Raw genomic sequence first — 17722 nt, 5'->3', positions numbered from 1 at the left:
CGAAGGCCGCCGCGAATTCGCCGGCGCCCTCGCTGAAGTGGGCCCAGCCGTCGACGTGGGCGGGTATGACGACGCGGGCGCCCAGGATCTCGGCGGCGGCGGCCGCGCGCGCCGAGGTCAGCGTCAGCGGCCGGCCGCGCTCCTTGGCCGGCACGCTCGCCGCGCCCGCGAACAGCACCGCGACGTCGATGACGCCCACCCGGTCGGCCACGTCCTTGACCGCCGCCATCGAGGCGTTGTCGCCGCTGAGGTACACGGTGGGCAGGCCGGGCCCGGACAGCACGAAGCCGGTCACCTCGCAGTTGACGTGCCCGCTGGCGTCGCGCTGCCCGTCGGCCGGCCCGTGAACCGCCGGAACCGCTTGCACCGCAAGCGATCCGGACAGCTCGTAGGTCTGCCAGGGCGCGACCCCCACCGTGGGTGGTCCCAGCCGGGCGGCGCCACCGGGGTGGGTGAGCACCAGCGGCGCGGCCAGGGCCATGCGGCGACCGTCGTCGTCGAGGTTGTCGGGATGCTGGTCGTGGCTGATCAACACCGCATCCACCGGGCCGAGCGCGTCGGCGTTCACCGCCGGCCCGGCGAGCTTGGTCAGGTATGCGTGCACACCGGGCGGGTCGAACGTCGGGTCCATCACGATCCGCCGGCCGGCGATGTCGACCACCGTGGTCGGCCCGCCCAGCACACTGATCGCACGATCGCGCCGTTGCGCGTCGACCGCGGCGCTCATACGCCCCGCCCCTGGCCACGCCAAAACGGTTCGCGCAGAGCGGATTTCAGGATCTTCCCGCTCGCGTTGCGGGGCAGCGATTCCACGAAGTCCACCGTCCTCGGGCACTTGTAGCCAGCGAGGTGCTGACGGCAGAAGCCGATGACGTCTTGCGCGTCGGTCTCGCCGTCGGCCACGACGATCGCCTTCACCGATTCACCCCAGAAGTCGTCGGGGACACCGATCACCGCGGCGTCGGTGATCGCGGGGTGCTCGATGAGCACGCTTTCCACCTCGGGCCCGTACACGTTCTCGCCGCCGGTGATGATCATGTCCTTCAGGCGGTCTTCGATGTAGACGTAGCCGTCCGCGTCCAGGCGCCCCACGTCGCCGGTGCGCACCCAGTCCTCGTCGGTGATCGTCTCGGCGGTCGCCTCCGGCCGGTTCAGGTAGCCGGTCATGTTCTGGTTGCTCCGCACCCAGATCTCGCCCGCCTCGCCGGCGGCCACCGCGGCGCCCGTCTCGGGATCCACCACCCGAATCTCGGTGCCCAGCACCGCCTTTCCGGCCGCCAGCTGCAGGTGTGGGCGCGCGGAATCGCGGTGGTCGTCGTCGCTTAGCGCGGTGACCGCCCCGCACAGCTCCGTCTGGCCGTACACCTGCACGAAACGGGTGTCGGGCCAGGTCGACAGCGCCCGGTGCAGCAGCGGCAGCGGCATCGGCGCGGCCCCGTAGACGATGTAGCGCAGGCCGGCGATCGTGGCGTGCGCCGCCTCGCCGGCGTCGAGGAACCGGGCGATCACCGGCGGGACGAAGAAGGCGTGGGTGGCGCCGGCCCGCACGGCGCCCGTGAGGGCGGCGGCGTCGGGTTCGCGGGTCATGATGGTGGGCACACCGGCCCGAATCCCGAACAGCGCGTAGCCGATTCCGCCGACATGGAACAGCGGCATGGCGACGAGGTTCGCGTCCCCGTCGTCGAAGGGGAAGGCCGGCGCCAGGTTCGCCGCGTGGTTGACCAGCGCACGCTGGCTCAGCAACACGCCCTTCGGGCGCCCCGTGGTGCCCGAGCTGTAGATCACCAGCGCGGTTTCGCTCTCGTGCACGTCGATGTCGCGCTCCGTGGGAGACGCGGCCGCCAGCAGGGATTCGTACTCGTCACCCACCACGACGATGCGCTCCACCCCCGGCGCGCGTGCGGCGGCCGCCTCGGCCGCGGCCCGCAGCTCGGCGCCGACGAAGAGCAGCCGCGCCCCGCTGTCGTCGAGCACGTGCACGAGTTCGTCGCCCATCGCGCGCCAGTTGACGACGGTGGTCACGGCCCCGATCGACGCCGCGGCGAACAGCACCTCGAGGCAGGCGGGGTGGTTCTTGTCCAGGAACGCGACGCTCTGACCGCGCCGCACACCGGCGGCGCGCAGCGCGCCGGCCGCACGGCGGATTCGCGCGGCCCAGTCGGCCCAGGACCACTCCAATTCGCCGTAGCGGATCGCGACGGCGTCGGGCCGCTGCTGTGCGTGCCGATCGACGAATCCCGCCAGCGTCTCCGTGGTGTTCGCCGTGGTGTCGGCTGGTGGCATGAGGCCCCTCCGAGGTCGGTTTGCTCCATTCTGCGATAGCGATCATGCCAGGACGTGCGGGCGGCCTGCCCGGTCCGCTGGGAGGTTCCGCCTACCACTGGTCACCAACAAGTCCTGGCGCAACGGTCGCCGCGGTCGCACGATCGAGCCATGCCAGCAAGGACGCGTCTGCCACCACTGCCACCGGCCACGTTGAGCGCTGATCAACGGGAGCTCTATGACGACATGGCGGCGATGATCGAAGACCACTTCGGGGAACTCATTGCCCGCCGCGAGGACGGTGCCCTTATCGGCCCCTTCAACGGCTGGCTGCATTTCCCGAATTTCGGGAAGCCGGCCTGGGCCTTCAACAAGGCGCTATGGGAGCACAGCGTGCTGCCCGCCACGGTCCACCAGCTGGTGATCATGGTGACCGCCGCCAAGTTCGGTGCTCGCTACGAGATCTATGGCCACGAGTACTTCGCCCGACGCGCGGGGCTGCCCGACCGGACGATCGCGACCATCGCCGCCGGCGAGCGGCCCAGCGACCTCAGCAGTGACCAGGCGGTCGCCTACGACATGGCGGCGGCGCTGAACCGTGGCGGGGCGCTGGCCGAGACGACGTACCAGGCGGCGCGACGTACGTTCGGTGAGCAAGGCCTCGCCGAAATCGTTTTTCTTGTCGGCTGCTTCTCGATGGTGGCCGTCACCCTCAACGCGTTCGATGCGTCGGTTCCGGGACGCGAGGGGGACGGCGAATAGTACTGTACGCCTTGCTGATTCGCCTGAACCAGTTCGCATCCCTCATTCCATCGAGCGGATCATCATCCCGCCGTCGTCCACGGCCTGCGGGGTCGCGTTGTTGTTCTGCCGGAAGTCGATGAACGCCGACCGCTGGTTGGACGTGTTCAGCAGCTCGGTGAACGTGCCCAGGACGGGAATCGGGCCCTGCGGGGCCGGCACGTCGGCCGTGTAGTCGATGGACGCCTGCTGTTGAAAGTTCGCGCTCTGCAGCGGCCGGGTGTCCGGCGCGGTCAAAGTCTTCATGTCGCCCAGGCCGGAAGATGACGCGTACTCGCGCATGTCGGCCTGCAACACCGCACCGACATCCGTCGCGCCGGCGGGCTTGACCGCGACCCGCAGCTGCGCGCTGCCGTCGGCGTTGCTGAGCGCCACCCAATTCGGCCCGCGGTGCCCGAGCGTCCAGCCGGGCGCGGGGACGATCGAGACGCCGTCGGCAACATCGACCGGATCGGCCGAAACGAGCCGCACCGGCGCCGCATGGGTGGTGGGGAAGAGGACGACCGCCGCCGTCACGGCGGTGGCGACGGCCAGGCGGGCGGCTGCCCGCCGCGGGCGTATTGGCTGGGGGGTCGACATGTGTGGCTCCTGCTCAGGCTCTGGGCGAACGGGGGGATTCGCCCGCCGGTTCTAACGATCTCCCCGCAAGCGGGCCGGTGTCCAAGACCGCGGCACTATTTGGTGATAGCTCTCCTCTATCGAAACCGGCTTCGGCGGCGGACCGGTGTGTCAACATGTCTGCGGCCCAACCGACCTTCGACCGAGGGGACCAGACGTGGCGAACCCTGACCGTGCCCGCTCCCGCACCTTCGTCGTGACGGGCGCCGCGTCCGGAATCGGCCTGGCGACCGCGCGGCGCCTACTGGCCGAAGGGGGCACGGTGATCGGCGCCGACCTGACCGCCGCGCCCGACCTGGGGCCGGGGTTCACGTTCGTCACCGCCGACGTCACCGACGAGGCGGCGATCGCTGCGGTGCTCGCTGCCGTGCCCGACCGCCTGGACGGCGTGCTGCACGCCGCCGGGGTCGCCGGCGGCGGCCCGGTCCACCTGCTCGACAGGGCCGAGTGGGACCGGGTCATCGGGATCAACCTGACCGGCACGTTCCTGGTCGCCAAGGCGGCGCTGGCCCGGATGATCGAGCAACCCCGGGTCGACGGCGAACGGGGTTCGCTGGTGACCGTCGCCAGCGTCGAGGGCCTGGAAGGCACGGCGGGTGGCAGCTCGTACAACGCGGCGAAGGGCGGCGTCGTCCTGCTCACCAAGAACATCGCGCTCGACTACGGACCGAGCGGCATCCGTGCCAACGCCATCTGCCCCGGCTTCATCGAAACGCCGATGGCGCAAAGCGTGTTCGGCCTGCCGGGCATGGAGGGCCCGCTGCACTCCATCACCGAAGAACACGCCCTGCAACGGCTGGGGCAGCCGGAGGAGGTCGCGGCCATGGCGGCGTTCCTGATGTCGCCCGACGCCTCCTTCATCAGCGGCCAGGCAATCGCCGTCGACGGCGGCTACACCGCAGGCCGCGATCACGGTGTCGTGAAACTCTTCGGCTTTCCCGAATAGCGCTTTAAGATTCGCGCATGGTCACTCCCGACGAGGCGATCGAGGCGATCCGAGGCACCGGCGGTGCCCAGCCGGGTTGTCGCGCGCTGCACGCCAAAGGCACGCTCTACCGCGGCACGTTCACCGCGACCCCGGACGCGGTCATGCTTTCGCGCGCAAAGCATCTCGACGGCTCGACGGTCCCGGCGCTGATCCGATTCTCCAATGGCGCGGGCAATCCCAAGCAGCGCGACAATGTGCCGGGGATCCGCGGCATGGCGGTGAAGTTCACGCTGCCCGACGGCTCCACCACCGACGTGTCGACGCAGACCGCCCGGCTGTTCGTCTCGAGCACGCCCGACGGATTCGTCGATCTGCTCAAGGCGATGCGGCCCGGCCTGACCACGCCGCTGCGCATGGCCAAATACTTCCTCACCCATCCGCGGCTGCTCGGCGCGCTGCCGGTGGTGCGCGACGCCAACAAGATCCCGGCCAGCTACGCGACCACCGAATACCACGGCTTGCACGCATTCCGCTGGGTCGCCGCCGACGGCAGCGCCAGATTCGTTCGCTACCATCTGGTTCCGGCTGCCGCGCAGAACTACCTGTCCGCGTCGGCCGCCCACGGCGAGGGTGCGGACTTCCTCACCGACGAGCTGAATGCGCGCCTGGACAGCGGGCCGGTGCGGTTCGAATATCGCGTGCAGATCGCCGGTCCCGCCGACTCCACGGTCGACCCGTCCGCGGCATGGCAGAGCACTCAGATCGCGACCGTCGGCACCATCGAGATCACCGGCCTGGAGACCCAACGCGAGCACGGCGGCGACATCGTCGTGTTCGACCCGATGCGGGTGACCGACGGCATCGAACCCTCCGACGACCCGGTCCTGCACTTCCGGACGCTCGCGTATTCGGCGTCGGTCAAGCTGCGCACCGGCGTCGACCGCGGGGCCGAGGCGCCGCCCGCCTGACCGGGAAACCCCCGCCCGCACTCGCCCGCGGGCCGAAACCGGCGGCAGGCTAAGGTTTTTCTTCAGTGTCGCCTTCCCACATGCTCTTGATCTGTTTGGCCGGGCTCGGCGCGGGCGCCATCAACGCGCTCGTCGGGTCCGGCACCTTGATCACGTTCCCGACTTTGGTCGCCCTCGGCTTCCCGCCGGTCACCGCCACGATGTCGAACGCCATCGGCCTGGTCGCCGGCAGCATGTCGGGCACCTGGGGCTACCGCGCCGAGTTGCGCGGTCAATGGAATCGCCTGCGCTGGCAGCTGCCCGCCTCGTTGGCCGGCGCGGTGCTGGGCGCCTTCCTGTTGCTGCACCTGCCGGAGAAAGTCTTCGCCGAGGTGGTGCCGGTGCTGCTGGTGCTGGCTTTGGTGCTGGTGGTCGTGGGCCCACGGATCCAGGCGTGGACCGGCCGGCGCGCCGAGGTAGCCGGCCGCTCACCCGAACACATCACCCCCGGCCGCATGGCGGTCCTGGTGCTCGGCACGTTCGCCGTCGGCGTCTACGGCGGCTATTTCACCGCCGCCCAGGGCATCCTGCTGGTCGGGGTGATGGGCGCGCTGCTGCCGGAGTCGGTGCAGCGCATGAACGCCGCCAAGAACCTGCTCACGCTGGTGGTGAATGTGGTTGCCGCCGTGGCCTATACGTTGGTGGCGTTCGACCGGATCAGCTGGCCGGCCGCCGGGCTGATCGCGGCGGGCTCACTGGTCGGCGGACTGATCGGGGCGCGGTACGGGCGGCGGCTGTCGGGCAACGCGCTGCGGGCGACGATCGTGGTGGTCGGCCTGATCGGGCTGTACCGACTGGTCGCCGTGGCGTGACCGAGGCGCGGGCCGCATCGGCTGTGCGTTCACGGCTTTGAGTGTGCGCCCAGGGAGGGCCCGCCCGGCGTGTCGCCGCCCTGGGCGCACGCGCAAGTGAACAGAGGCGCGGCAACCGGTTCAGTCCAGCGTGGCGGCGGCCACCTCGTCGATGACGTCCCTCACCTCGCCGCGCTTGCGCCACGCCCGCCGCTGGCGCATCGCCCCGTTGCCCTGGGCTGCGACGCGGTCGAGTTCGCCCGTGACGCGGTCATATTCGCCGAGCGATTCCAGCGCCGGCCGGATGCGCCGCACGAGCGCGCCCAACTGTTCACCCGCCGGGACGGCTCCGCGGCCGTGGACCAGGTCGAGCGTGCGTCCGGCGAGGCCGTCGTGGGCGGCCTTCCAGTAGGCCGCGCGCAGGGCCGCCGGGGGAAGCCGCCCGGGCTGGTCGTCCTCGAGTGCCGTCATCACCGCGGCCCGGACCAGCGTCGCGAGCAACACCGTCTCGGCAACCGTCGCCGGCACGTCGGCGACCCGCACCTCGATCGTCGGGAAATTCTCCGACGGGCGCACGTCCCAATAGACCATCTTGCGGTCCAGGATGACCTCGCTGTCGATCAGCATCCGCACCGTGCGGTCGTAGTCGTCGGGGGAGGGGAAGAAGGGCGGGGGCCCGGCCACCGGCCAGCGTCGCCACAGTACGCTGCGCCAGCTGGCGTAGCCGCTGTCGGCGCTGCGGTAGATCGCCGAATTCGCCGACAGCGCAAGCAATGACGGCAGCCACGGCCGCAGCCAGTTACTGACGTGAATGGCGGCCGCACGGTCGGGAACCTGCACGTGCACATGGCAGCCGCAGATGCCTTGCTCGTGGGCGATCATCCCGTACTCGGCGCCGATACGCCGATAACGCGGGGTGTCGGTGACGGGAAACTCGTGGGGCGTGGCGGGCGGAAGCCCGGCCGCGAGCAGCCGCAGCCCCACCGACTCGGCCGCCTCGGCGGCCGTGCGCCGCAACCGGGACAATTCCTCGCCGAGTTCCGAGCTGGTCGCCACGACACTGGAGGTGGTCTCCACCTGGCAGCTGCTCAGTTCCAGCTGCAACTCGACGCCCCGGCGTTGGGCCGCGGCGGCCACATCGCCGTTTCGCGGAGCCGGTTCGCCCGTTCGCGGGTCGACGAGGAGAAATTCCTCTTCCGCTCCGAAGGTGGGAGGGTCGCTCATCCCGTCGGGGGCGGGCCGATCAGTGGCGGCGCTGCCCCGTCACCAACGGGCCGCGGACGCCAGCGCGGAGTCAGCGGTCGGGTAGATGGGCAGCAGCGCGGACAGGCCGCACGCGTCGACGATGCGGGCGACGATCGGCTCGCGGCTGACCAGGCGCAGCTCAACGCCGCGGTTCTTGCAGCGCTTCGCCTCGTCGGCCAGCACCGCGAAGGCGCAGCAGCCCATGAATTCGAGGCCCGTGACGTCAATGACCAAGGGCCCCGGCGCGGCGACGATGCCGGCGACCTCGCTGATCAGCTGGCGCCAGGTGTGCTCATTGCAGGCGTCGACCTCCCCGCCCGCGTAGATCAGCACCGCCGGTCCGCTGCGATCGGCTGTCGCGCGCAGCGTGCTGTTCGGATCGCCCAACTCATAGACCAGCTTGGTGCTCAGCATGAGGTGGGTAGTTGTCATAGGTTCTGCAATGACCGAGCTCATCGTGGCCTCCTGATCGACTCGCGTCTCACGACGCTGCGATGGATGCCCGTCCTGCCGTCTGAAGACAGACTCTTCGCGGAGTGCGAATCTCATTTCTATAACAAGACAGGTCGGTCTGTCTACATGTCCTGGCTAAGAGTATGTTGTGCGTTGTTATGACAACTTCCGATGTCGGAACGCCTCCCGCGTCGGCTCGTCAACGCATCTTGACCGCCGCATATGACCTGTTCAGCCGACGTGGAATCCGTGCTGTCGGCACGGAGGAGGTGATCGAGAGGGCCGGCGTCGCGAAGGCCACGCTGTACCGCCATTTCGCCACCAAAAACGACCTCGTGCTGGCCGTGCTGCAGCGGCGCGAGGAGGTGTGGACCCACGGCCTGATCGAGGAGCAGTCCCGCCAGCGCGCCGACACGCCCGAGGAGCAGTTGCTCGCGATCTTCGACGTCATGCACGACTGGATCCAGCTGCGCGACGGCTACGAGGGCTGCTCGTTCATCAACGTGCTGCTGGAGCTCGGTCCCGACTCCCCGGCCGGGCAGGCCTGCATCGTCCACATCGACCACGTCCGCGACATCGTGCGCCAGCGCGCCGTCGCGGCGGGGCTGATCGACGTCGAGGACTTCGCCTCGTCCTGGCACATCCTGATGAAGGGCGCCATCGTGTTGGCGGCCGTCGGCGACACCGACGCGGCTCTGCGCGCCCGCCGGATGGCGGTCGGTCTGATCGAAGAGCACCGGCCGGTGGTGCCCGGGGATCTCGGCGAGGCGGCCAGCTGAGGCGCTGGGGTCAGGCCGCGGTGTTCTCGGCCTTGCGGTAGTGCTCTTCCTCGAGTTCGGCGATGGCCCGCGAGGTGCGTTCCCGCAGCGCGAACGCGGCGATCAAGCCGCAGACGATCGCGATGACGAGTGCGATCCAGGAGAACCGCTCCAGCCAGCGCTCGGCGGCCATCCCGGCGAAGTACACCACCGCGGTGGTGCCGCCGGCCCAGCAGATGGCGCCCGAGACGTTGGCCGCCAGGAAGCGCGGGTAGTGCATCTTCAGCGCCCCGGCGAGTGGCCCGGCGAAAATCCGCAACAGGGCGATGAAGCGGCCGAAGAAAACCGCCCGAACTCCCCAGCGGTTGAACAACTTTTCGGCCAACGCGACGTGTCCGGGACCGAAATGTTTGGGGAACCGCCGGCCCAGGCGGTCGAAGAGCGGCATGCCGAACTTGCGTCCGATCGTGTAACCGATCGAGTCGCCGACCACGGCGCCGATCACCGCGGCGACGCCCACGCCGATCGGGTTGACGGGCAGGTCGTCGTGCGAGGACATCAGGGCCGCGCTGACCAGGATGATCTCGCCGGGAAGGGGGATGCCCAGGCTTTCGAGCCCGACCACACCGCCGACCACCAGGTAGATCGCGAGCGGTGGGATCGCGTGCAGCAAAGCCTCGACGTCCATGCGTCCAGGATGCCTGACCGTCCGGCGATACGCGCCCTAAACCCTCCGGTTCGCGTCGGCCGGCCTGCTCGGCGTGCCGAGGCTCTCCAGCTGTGGGCGCTTGGGCTCCCGACCGTCGGCCGACGACAGGCCGCGCAGCCGGCGCCAGATCCACGGGAAGAAGCTGTCCTGCGTCCAGCGCAGCTGCTCGTACGCGCCGGTGGTGCGCGAGCGGCGCCGGGCGTCGGGAGTTGCGTGGGCCCAATCATGGTTGCTGCCAGGCAGATTCAGTGCCTCGGCGGCCGCCGCGGCGAACAGCATGTGTCCTTTGCTGGAGGCGTGCACCCGGTCGATGGCCCAGGTGTCCAGCTCGCGCATCGACGGCGCGTTGTACAGGTCGACGAGCCCGAACCCGTAGCGGTCGGCGGCCGCCGTGATCGCCGCGTTGATGCGGGCGAGACGGCCCGACACCAGCCGTCCGAGTGGGAGGAATTGCGCGACGTTCGGGAAGGTCGTCGTCACCACCGTGGCCCCGGACCCGGCCAGCGCGGCGTAGACGTGTTCGAGGTCGGCCAGGGCCGGGCCGAACGACCGGCCCGGCTGGATGACGTCGTTCATCCCGGCGCACACCGTGATCAGGTCCGGCTGCATCGCCAGGGCCTGCGGAACCTGCTCGTCCAAGACGTCGGCGATCCGCTTGCCGCGGATCGCGAGGTTGGCGTAATGCAGGCCGGGGTAGTGCGCATCCACCATGGCGGCGAGCCGGTCGGCAAAGCCGAGGAGACCCACGACGTCGTCGCCGTCCCATAAGCCCTCGGTCTGGCTGTCCCCGATGGCGACGTAACGGCGATATCCGCAAGGCATAGCCCCGTACACGAAGCCGAGAATAATAGCCATCGCATCCCCGGTGCGGGAAGCGCGGCCACCCACGCGCCCGACGCGGGTCACCGCCCGTCGACTAGCGTCGGTGGGCATGGCGATGCCTTTGAAGGGCAATGCAATTCACGCGGGCCGGCGGGGAAACGTCGCGATCGGTGTTCTCGTCGCCGTGGCCCTGTTCGTGGCGGGGCTGCTGTGGGCGAAGTGGCTGCCTTACGCCGGCAAGGCCGCCACGGCCCGTCGCACCCACCACTTGTCGGGATCGAGCGTTCTCACGGTGGGCGGCGTCCACCCCGGCGATCGACCGACCTGGCACGCCGCGGCGACCTTCTTCCACGCCTACGTGGCGTCGATCTGGCCGGCGTTGGTGGCCGCGCTGCTGATCAGCGCCTCGGTGCAGGCGTTGCTCCCGCGCCCGTGGCTGCCGCGCGTGCTGAACCGTCGCGCTCCGCTGTCCAGTGCGCTGGCCGGCGGGGTCGCCGGCATGCCGTCGATGATGTGCACGTGTTGCGCCGCCCCGGTCGCCGTCACCCTGCGGCGCAACGGCGTCACACCGGCGGCGGCCATCGCCTACTGGCTGGGGAACCCGCTGCTCAACCCGGCGGTGCTCGTTTTCCTGCTCTTCGTCGCTCCCTGGCAATGGAGCCTGACGCGCGTGGTCGTCGGCATCGCGACGGTGCTCGGGGTCGGGGCCGCGGTGGGATTGCTGTCCCGGCCGGACGGCGGAGTCCCGGCGCCGGCGCGCGCGGCCGCGCCTTCGGTCGACGACGAGAGCGGGGGCAGGCCGCGCCTGTTCGTGCGGGCGCTGCTGTGGCTGGTGCTGTTTTTGCTGCCCGAGTACGCGGTCCTGGTGCTCGTGGTCGGGGCGTTCCGCGGTTTCCTGCTCACCTTGGGGCAACCGGCGCACCGCGGGCTGCTGCTCGTCGTGGTCGTCGCGATCGCCGGCACGCTCATGGTCATCCCGACGGCGGGGGAGATCCCGATCCTGCAAGGGCTGGCCCTGCTGGGCGCGTCGTCGGGGACGATCGGTGCGCTGCTGATCACCCTGCCGGCGGTGAGCGTTCCGGGCGCGGCGATGGTCGCCCGCAGCTTCGGGTGGAAGGCCACCGCGACCGCGACCGGCATCGTGGTCGCTGCGGGAATCCTCGGCGCAGTGGTGCTCAGCTTGCTGTGACTCGCAACCGGCGCGAGTACCTTCACTGTCATGGCGAGAAAGGGCGAGCGGGCCGCCGAAGCCCCGGCCGCGGATTCGCTTGCGCCGCAGTACCCGATCGAGTCGGTCGACAACGCGCTCAAGCTGCTTCTGCTGCTGGGCGAGCAACCCCAGATCCGGTTGAGCGAGGCAACCCGCTACCTGGGCGTGGCGTCGTCCACCGCGCATCGGTTGCTGGCGATGCTGGCCTATCGCGGGTTCGTCCGGCAGGACCCGGTGTCCAGGGCCTACCTGCCCGGCCCGTCGCTGACCGGCGTCGCGTTCGCCATCTTCGGCCGCATCGACATCCAGCGAGCGGCCACCCCGGTCATGCGCGGCCTCGGCGAACAGCTGCGCGAGACGATTCACGTCGGGATGTTGGACGGGGCCAACGTCCGGTTCGTCGCCGCCGTCGAGGGCCCGGCCGCGGTCCGGGTGGCGTCCCGGCTGGGCCGCAGCATGCCGGCGCATTGCACCTCGACGGGCAAGGTCATGCTGGCGCAGCTGCCCGACGCGGAGTTGCGTCAGCTGCTGCCGCGAGAACGATTGGAGCGCATCACCTCGTCGTCGATCGGCAGCCGGACCGAGTTGGAGGCCGAGCTCGCCGCCATCCGCGAGCGCGGCTACGCCATCAACCGGGAGGAGAGTGAGGAAGGCGTCGCGTCGGTGGCGGTGCCGATACCAACGCGGGCGCCGGGCCTGCGGCTGGCGCTCAATGCCGCCGCACCCCAGAACCGGCTCGACGCCGCCCGCTATGCCACGGTGGCCGCCGCACTTGTCAAGGCGGCCAAGGAGATTGGCGACCAGCTCGGCTGAGTCCGCCTCCGGTTACCTCCGGTGCCCCGGTCGCAGGTACACATCGTCGAGCGTCACCGTGCGCAACCCGCGGGCTCGGATGATGTCGACGAGCTGCCCGTACACATGGGTGGCCGGTGGATGGTTGAGGTGGCCGATCACGATGTTCTGCGGGAGGAACGACTGGTAGGCCATCCGGACGATCTGGTCCTCGGAAACCAGCGCGGAATCCCGTAAGTCGCCGGACCACAAGGTGGTCACCTCATAGCCCAGCCCGGCGGCCACGGCGGCGACCGCGGCGTCGTGATGGCCGTACGGGGGCCGGAAGTACGGGGTGGCGTCAACGCCGTACGTGTTCCGCAGGAACGCGTCGGTGCGAGCGAGTTCGTCGGCGATTTGGGCCTTCGAGAGCCGAGTCAGGTCGGGATGTGTCCACGTGTGATTGGCCAGCTGGATCTGCCCGGAGTCGACGAGGGGTCGAAGCAGGCCCGCGTTGTCGGTCCACGAGTGGTAGGCGCCGGTAACGAAATACGTGAGCCGCACCCCGGTGTCCCGGGCGAATTGCGTGTACAGCCGCACCACGTCGGTGTCGGCGCCGTCGTCGACCGTCCAGGCCAGGAGGTTGCCGTTGCCCGGAAGCCTGTTCAGCACACCGCCACCGGGTAGCGCGACGCGCGATCGAGGGTCCGGCGGGGGCGACAACGGCGCGGGTCCGGCAACATCACCCAGCGCCACGCACTCGTCAGGCCCGCCGGCGGCGACGGCCACCGTCGCGGCCAGCGCGGCCAGGAACCGGCGCCGGTCCAGTTCGGCCACGTCCATACTCCTCGGCCGTCGGCGCCTTTCGGGCACCGCGAAATTCGGGTCAGCTCGCGGGACAGACTAGGTGCACAGGTAGTTGGGTCCGGCCAGGTAAGGCGAGTGTCCGCCGACCGATACGAACCTGTGACGCAAGCTCAGTCAACCGGCAACCACAAACTTGAGTAGTCTTACGGATCCGGCGGGCAGCGCTCTGCCGCAGGCTGTTTGGCATGACCGTTCCCAACAGCATGTCCAAGACCACCGCCGCCTTTTTCGTTCAGGCCGCCGCCGCGTTCGCGATCAGCTTCGTGACCGCGCTGGGCGGGATCTACCTGCTTCCGCTCGACGCGTGGCAGCGAGGCTTCCTCGGCATCACCTTCCTGTTCTTGGTGTCGAGCGCGTTCACCCTGGCCAAGGTGATTCGCGACCAGCAGGAGGCCGCGACGGTGCGGGTGCGCCTTGACGAAGCGCGCATCGAGAGACTGCTGGCCGACTACGACCCGCTCAACGCCGCCGCGAACTGAGTAGTACTACTCAGGCCCGACGCGTAGAACTGCGCGGGCGCGGGTCCGCCCGACCGGCAATGCTTGGTCCATGGCATCCGAGACAGCACTTCACTTAAGTCGCATCTCCTAATCACGTTATCCCGCAACAGCTTTCCCCGAAAGGTCCGATAACATCCCATGGCAACTCTCACGAGATTCCCCGGCGTCGCCGAGGTGGCGGCGGCCACTCCGGCCGACCGCGACCGCGTCCTGGACGTCATCCGCATCACGTCGCTGATCGGTGTGGTGCTCGGCCACACCGTGATGGCCATCAGCATCATCAAAAACCACGTGTTGATCTGGGACAACCTGCTGACCACCTCGGTGGTGTTCCAGGCTGCGACCTGGCTCCTGCAGATCATGCCGCTGTTCTTCTTCGCCGGCGCCGCGGCCTGCCTGTCGTCGTGGTCCGCCGGCACGAACTGGGGTGACTGGCTGATGAAACGCTGCACCAGACTGTTCCGGCCGGTGTTCTACTACCTGGCGTTTTGGGCTGTGGTGCTGACGGTGCTGTATCGAGCTCTGCCGCAACACATTTACGAGCCGGTGGCCGGTGTCAGCACGCAGCTGCTGTGGTTCTTGGGGGCCTACGTGCTGGTGCTGGCCGCCATGCCGGTGCTGTACCGCATCACCACCGCGGGGCGTCTCGCCGCCGCTGTGGCCTGCGTCTATGGGACCATCGCGGTGATCGACGCCATCAGGCTGCACTGGCCGGCCATGATGCCCCTGGGTTACCTCAACCTGGCCGTCTGGCTCATCCCCGCCATGTTCGGCATCGCCTACCGTCGCCGGCTGCTCACCGGGCGTGCCGCACTGGCCGTCGCGGCGACCGCGTTCGCCGTCGACGTCGCACTGGTGGCCTGGGGTCCGTATCAGATCAGCATGGTCGGCACCGGTGATCACCGCCTGTCCAACACCAGCCCGCCCTCGCTGCTGCTGGCCGGCCACGCAATCGTCCTGAGCGCGTTGGCGATCGCCGCCGCGCCGGCGATCGCGCGCTGGGCCCGGCGGCCTCGGGTGTGGTGGTGGACGGCGATCGGTAACTCCGGGGCCATGACCCTGTACTTGTGGCACATGCCCGTGCTGCTGGGCGCGCACCTGGTCTTCGACTACCTCGGCTGCCCCCGGTACCCGGGCGCGCGGGACTTCCTCGCCGTCAGCCTCGCGCAACTGCTCATCGTGATCGGCGCCATGGCCGTGCTTTTCGTCGCGTTGCGCCCGCTGGAGAACAACCCGCTGCCGGGCTGGGACGGCGCCCCGACGGTGACGGGGCCCGGTCGGGGAGCGGCCGTCGGCAGCCTGTTGTGTGTTGCGGGCGTTGCGATCCTGGCCGCCATCAGGTGGGGACTCAAGGACGACGGCCTGGTGTGCATGGCGGTGATGGTCACCGCGTTGGTCGGCGCCCGCGTGCTGGCCACCGCACCGGCGAAGCGCCTCACCGCGGCGCGCAGGTAGCTCGATGATTCCACGACCCGCGGCGCGGTCGGTCGGCTGCGCCGCGGGTCACGGCTCCTCGTCGAGGCCGTGCTCGATGGCGTAGCGCGCCAACTCCACCCGATTGGCGACCTGAAGTTTGCGAAAGGTCGCCTGCACGTGATTCTCCACGGTGCGGTGGCTCAGTGACAGCTTCTGAGCGATCTGTTTGGCGGACAAGCCCTTTGCCACGTAGCGCAGCACCTCGGTTTCCCGTTCGGTGAGGCTCGGCCGGGCGGGACCGTCGTCCTTGCTCTGTGCCATGCGCCGGTATTCGCCCAGCACCAACCCGGCCAGGCTCGGGGTGAATACGGCGCGGCCCTCGGCCGTGGCCGTCACGGCTTGCGCCAGTTCGGATTTGGATGCGCTCTTGACCAGATAGCCGATCGCGCCGGCTTTGACGGCTTCCAGCACGTCGTCGCGCTCGTCGGACGCCGAGAGCACCAGTACCCGAGACGAGGGGGAGACCGCGAGCACTGCCGCGGTCGCCTGCGCCCCGTCGCCGTCGGGCAGTTGCATATCCATCACCACCACGTCGGGCTTGACCACGGCCGCGCGGCGCCGCGCCGCGGCGACGCTGTCGGCGGTGGCGACCACGGTGAACCCGTCGTCGGCCAGGTCGCGGGCGACCGCGTCGCGCCAGATGGGATGGTCGTCAACGACCATCACCGTCGTGGGGGTCTCATCGGTCATGGAACGCCTCTCCGCGTGGCACGCACAATTCCCACTCGGCGCCTTCGCCGGGTTCGCTGCGCAGGTGGGCGCTGCCGCCCAGCGAAGCCAGCCGCCCGACGATCGACTGGGAGATGCCCAGGCGGCCCTGCCTGACCGCCTCCTCGAGCCGGCCGGCGGCGATTCCGACGCCGTCGTCGCGGATGCTCACGAGGACGGAATCGCCGAGGTCTTCGACGAGCACGAAGGCGTGGGCGCCGGGTCCGGCGTGCGCGCCCACGTTGTCCAAAGCGTTGCCCACCGCGGCGTCGAGCTCGGTGCCCACCCGGCGGCCCAGGGGCACCGGTGCCGGGGGCAGGCTGAGGGACACTCGGTCGGATTCCCTGCACCGCAGCAGGGTGCGCAGGTCGACGGTGGCCCCGTCGGCGTCGTGGTCGGCGTCCGTGCTGGCCAGCCATCGCCGCAGCGCGCGTTCCTGCTCGCTGGCCAGGTCGGCGAGTTCTGCTGTGGCGCCACCGATTTCGTGGCCCCTCTTGGCCACCAGCGCCAGCACCTGGATGGCTCCGTCATGGACCTGGCGGGACAGGCGTTCCCGTTCTTGCACCGCGGCCGTCAACCGGGCCGCCCGTTGAAGCTCATCGTGGGCGCGGCGCGCGGTTTGGGCGGCCATGCCGATCGCCATGCCGATCGCAAGCTCGATGATGGCGGTCGCGTTATGCCCCAGGTTGAGGGCGAAATAGTTCTTGACCGTGAAATTGGTGGCCATCACCACCAGGCCCGTGAGCATGCCGCCGGCGGGGCCGAACTGGATGGCCGCCGAGATGGTGGGGTTGCTGGCCCACAGCGTCGTCGGCCAGGTCTGATTGTCAGCCGCCCAGTGTGGGTCGGTCACGAGGGGATTCGACGACATGAGCAGCACGACGATCACGATCTCGGCGAGCACCCATGCCGGTCGGCGGCCGAAGCCGCGCAGGTAAGCCACCGCGCAGGCCGCGCTCCAGCCGATGAGCACCGCGAACAGCACCCAGCCCAGCGCGGGGCGGCGCAGATCCGGGTTGATGGCGATTTGGAACCCGGTCGCGTAGACGCAGCTCAGCAGCCGGAACACCTGCGCCGCACGCCATAACGGCGTGGTGGGATCAAGGCTGTTTTTCGCCATCGTGGCCAGCATAAATGTGGGGCCCGATGACGGTCGGGAAGATCGGCGCGTCGTTAACCTCAGCAGGCCGGTAATCGAGCCACTTCATGACGCCAGGCGGCCTCCGCGGTGAAAGACGACCCCAGGTCCGGCAGGTCGTCCCAGTCCGCGTCGTCGATATCGCGCAGGGCGCCGCCGGCGGCTCTCACCCGCAACGACATTCGGGCCAGCGCGTCGAGGCTGATCGCCTGCAGCACCGCCTCCTGCACCGTGGCGGCGGCGCTGGTGATCCCGTGTCCGCGGCAGATCACGACCGGCCGGCCGCGCATGGCGGCCACCATCTCCTTGCCCAGCGCCGGGGTGCGGATCAGCACGGCGCGCTCGTAGACGGGCACGCCGCCGCGCGCGAGCCACGCGCCGGGAATGTCGAATGCCCCGTAGATCGGGCGGATCGCGATGCCGGCCAGGTCGGCGGCGACGACTGCGGGTGGGTGCAGATGCGCGACGGCGCGGTGCCCCGGATCGGCCAGCATGGTCTCCACGTGGATCGGCAGCTCGTTGGGCACGCGATAGCCGCCGAGTTCACCTTCGGCGCCGGCGCCGCCGTCGAAGGTGATCAGCCGAATGTCGCTGGGCCGGGTGAACGCCACCCCGGTGTCGGCGTCGCTTCGACAGCGGATGAGCAGCCGCTCGTCGT

Annotated in this window: 20 protein-coding genes; 9 read left to right on the top strand and 11 right to left on the bottom strand. The window is 69.7% G+C overall.

What is annotated here, in order from left to right; all coding sequences use genetic code 11:
• Together A9X03_RS13220 and A9X03_RS13215 are read right to left on the bottom strand one after the other, a co-directional pair.
• On the bottom strand, window positions 1-727 hold a 727-nt coding region (locus tag A9X03_RS13220), incomplete at its 3' end, for an MBL fold metallo-hydrolase (RefSeq protein ID WP_068261444.1).
• A complete protein-coding gene (locus tag A9X03_RS13215) occupies window positions 724-2283 on the bottom strand; it encodes a long-chain-fatty-acid--CoA ligase (RefSeq protein ID WP_068261441.1) in 1560 nt (519 codons plus the stop codon). The genes A9X03_RS13220 and A9X03_RS13215, both read right to left, overlap by 4 nt.
• Window positions 2284-2433: 150 nt before the next feature.
• On the opposite strand from A9X03_RS13215, the gene A9X03_RS13210 reads away from it, so the two are divergent.
• Window positions 2434-3024 (top strand): carboxymuconolactone decarboxylase family protein, encoded by a 591-nt coding sequence (locus A9X03_RS13210; RefSeq protein WP_067891776.1) that lies wholly within the window; start codon window positions 2434-2436, stop codon window positions 3022-3024.
• A 42-nt stretch (window positions 3025-3066) separates the two neighbouring features.
• Here the strand turns inward: A9X03_RS13210 and A9X03_RS13205 are convergent, their stop codons facing one another.
• On the bottom strand, window positions 3067-3642 hold the full coding sequence (locus A9X03_RS13205) for a hypothetical protein (RefSeq protein WP_068261439.1): 576 nt from the start codon (window positions 3640-3642) through the stop codon (window positions 3067-3069).
• Window positions 3643-3838: 196 nt separating this feature from the next.
• On the opposite strand from A9X03_RS13205, the gene A9X03_RS13200 reads away from it, so the two are divergent.
• The 3 genes from A9X03_RS13200 (at window position 3839) to A9X03_RS13190 (ending at window position 6428) form a co-directional block, all read left to right on the top strand.
• Entirely contained in the window at window positions 3839-4627 is a 789-nt protein-coding gene (locus tag A9X03_RS13200) for an SDR family NAD(P)-dependent oxidoreductase (RefSeq protein ID WP_068261436.1), read from the top strand.
• Between the two features lie 17 nt (window positions 4628-4644).
• A complete protein-coding gene (locus tag A9X03_RS13195) occupies window positions 4645-5577 on the top strand; it encodes a catalase family peroxidase (protein WP_067751606.1) in 933 nt (310 codons plus the stop codon).
• A 65-nt stretch (window positions 5578-5642) separates the two neighbouring features.
• Window positions 5643-6428, top strand: coding sequence for a sulfite exporter TauE/SafE family protein (locus tag A9X03_RS13190; protein WP_082974489.1), 786 nt, complete (start codon window positions 5643-5645; stop codon window positions 6426-6428).
• A 120-nt stretch (window positions 6429-6548) separates the two neighbouring features.
• Here A9X03_RS13190 and A9X03_RS13185 read toward each other — a convergent pair whose 3' ends face one another.
• A complete protein-coding gene (locus A9X03_RS13185) occupies window positions 6549-7631 on the bottom strand; it encodes a glutamate--cysteine ligase (RefSeq protein ID WP_068261428.1) in 1083 nt (360 codons plus the stop codon).
• A gap of 39 nt (window positions 7632-7670) precedes the next feature.
• The gene (locus A9X03_RS13180; RefSeq protein ID WP_068261425.1) at window positions 7671-8108 is read right to left on the bottom strand and encodes an anti-sigma factor antagonist; all 438 of its coding nucleotides are present in this window, start codon (window positions 8106-8108) and stop codon (window positions 7671-7673) included.
• A gap of 155 nt (window positions 8109-8263) precedes the next feature.
• Between A9X03_RS13180 and A9X03_RS13175 the strand changes: the two genes are divergently transcribed.
• Window positions 8264-8884 (top strand): TetR/AcrR family transcriptional regulator, encoded by a 621-nt coding sequence (locus A9X03_RS13175; RefSeq protein WP_067751617.1) that lies wholly within the window; start codon window positions 8264-8266, stop codon window positions 8882-8884.
• A gap of 10 nt (window positions 8885-8894) precedes the next feature.
• On the opposite strand, the gene A9X03_RS13170 is transcribed toward A9X03_RS13175, so the two are convergent.
• Window positions 8895-9551, bottom strand: a complete 657-nt coding sequence (locus tag A9X03_RS13170; RefSeq protein WP_067751620.1) for a DedA family protein — start codon at window positions 9549-9551, stop codon at window positions 8895-8897.
• A 36-nt stretch (window positions 9552-9587) separates the two neighbouring features.
• Window positions 9588-10427 (bottom strand): SGNH/GDSL hydrolase family protein, encoded by an 840-nt coding sequence (locus A9X03_RS13165; protein WP_369807403.1) that lies wholly within the window; start codon window positions 10425-10427, stop codon window positions 9588-9590.
• A 76-nt stretch (window positions 10428-10503) separates the two neighbouring features.
• Here A9X03_RS13165 and A9X03_RS13160 point away from each other — a divergent pair, with 76 nt between their 5' ends.
• Both A9X03_RS13160 and A9X03_RS13155 read left to right on the top strand, forming a co-directional pair.
• The gene (locus tag A9X03_RS13160) at window positions 10504-11583 is read left to right on the top strand and encodes a permease (RefSeq protein WP_068261422.1); all 1080 of its coding nucleotides are present in this window, start codon (window positions 10504-10506) and stop codon (window positions 11581-11583) included.
• A 30-nt stretch (window positions 11584-11613) separates the two neighbouring features.
• Complete coding sequence (locus A9X03_RS13155) at window positions 11614-12417, top strand: IclR family transcriptional regulator (RefSeq protein WP_068261419.1); 804 nt, start codon at window positions 11614-11616, stop codon at window positions 12415-12417.
• A 12-nt stretch (window positions 12418-12429) separates the two neighbouring features.
• On the opposite strand, the gene A9X03_RS13150 is transcribed toward A9X03_RS13155, so the two are convergent.
• The gene (locus tag A9X03_RS13150) at window positions 12430-13203 is read right to left on the bottom strand and encodes a polysaccharide deacetylase family protein (protein ID WP_082974490.1); all 774 of its coding nucleotides are present in this window, start codon (window positions 13201-13203) and stop codon (window positions 12430-12432) included.
• Between the two features lie 224 nt (window positions 13204-13427).
• Between A9X03_RS13150 and A9X03_RS13145 the strand changes: the two genes are divergently transcribed.
• A complete protein-coding gene (locus A9X03_RS13145; RefSeq protein WP_067751635.1) occupies window positions 13428-13721 on the top strand; it encodes a YiaA/YiaB family inner membrane protein in 294 nt (97 codons plus the stop codon).
• A 159-nt stretch (window positions 13722-13880) separates the two neighbouring features.
• Window positions 13881-15197 (top strand): acyltransferase, encoded by a 1317-nt coding sequence (locus A9X03_RS13140; RefSeq protein ID WP_068261412.1) that lies wholly within the window; start codon window positions 13881-13883, stop codon window positions 15195-15197.
• 48 nt (window positions 15198-15245) lie between these two features.
• On the opposite strand, the gene A9X03_RS13135 is transcribed toward A9X03_RS13140, so the two are convergent.
• From A9X03_RS13135 to A9X03_RS13125, 3 genes are all read right to left on the bottom strand, one after another.
• Window positions 15246-15908 (bottom strand): response regulator transcription factor, encoded by a 663-nt coding sequence (locus A9X03_RS13135; protein ID WP_067751640.1) that lies wholly within the window; start codon window positions 15906-15908, stop codon window positions 15246-15248.
• On the bottom strand, window positions 15898-17058 hold the full coding sequence (macS, locus tag A9X03_RS13130; RefSeq protein ID WP_067782569.1) for a MacS family sensor histidine kinase: 1161 nt from the start codon (window positions 17056-17058) through the stop codon (window positions 15898-15900). The genes A9X03_RS13135 and macS overlap by 11 nt, the downstream gene beginning before the upstream one ends.
• 47 nt (window positions 17059-17105) lie before the next feature.
• On the bottom strand, window positions 17106-17722 hold a 617-nt coding region (locus A9X03_RS13125; RefSeq protein WP_067782566.1), incomplete at its 5' end, for a class II aldolase/adducin family protein.

It is taken from the genome of Mycobacterium sp. E1715 (assembly GCF_001667625.1).
In the GTDB taxonomy this organism is placed as follows: domain Bacteria; phylum Actinomycetota; class Actinomycetes; order Mycobacteriales; family Mycobacteriaceae; genus Mycobacterium.
This window is presented reverse-complemented; position numbering and strand designations above follow the sequence as displayed.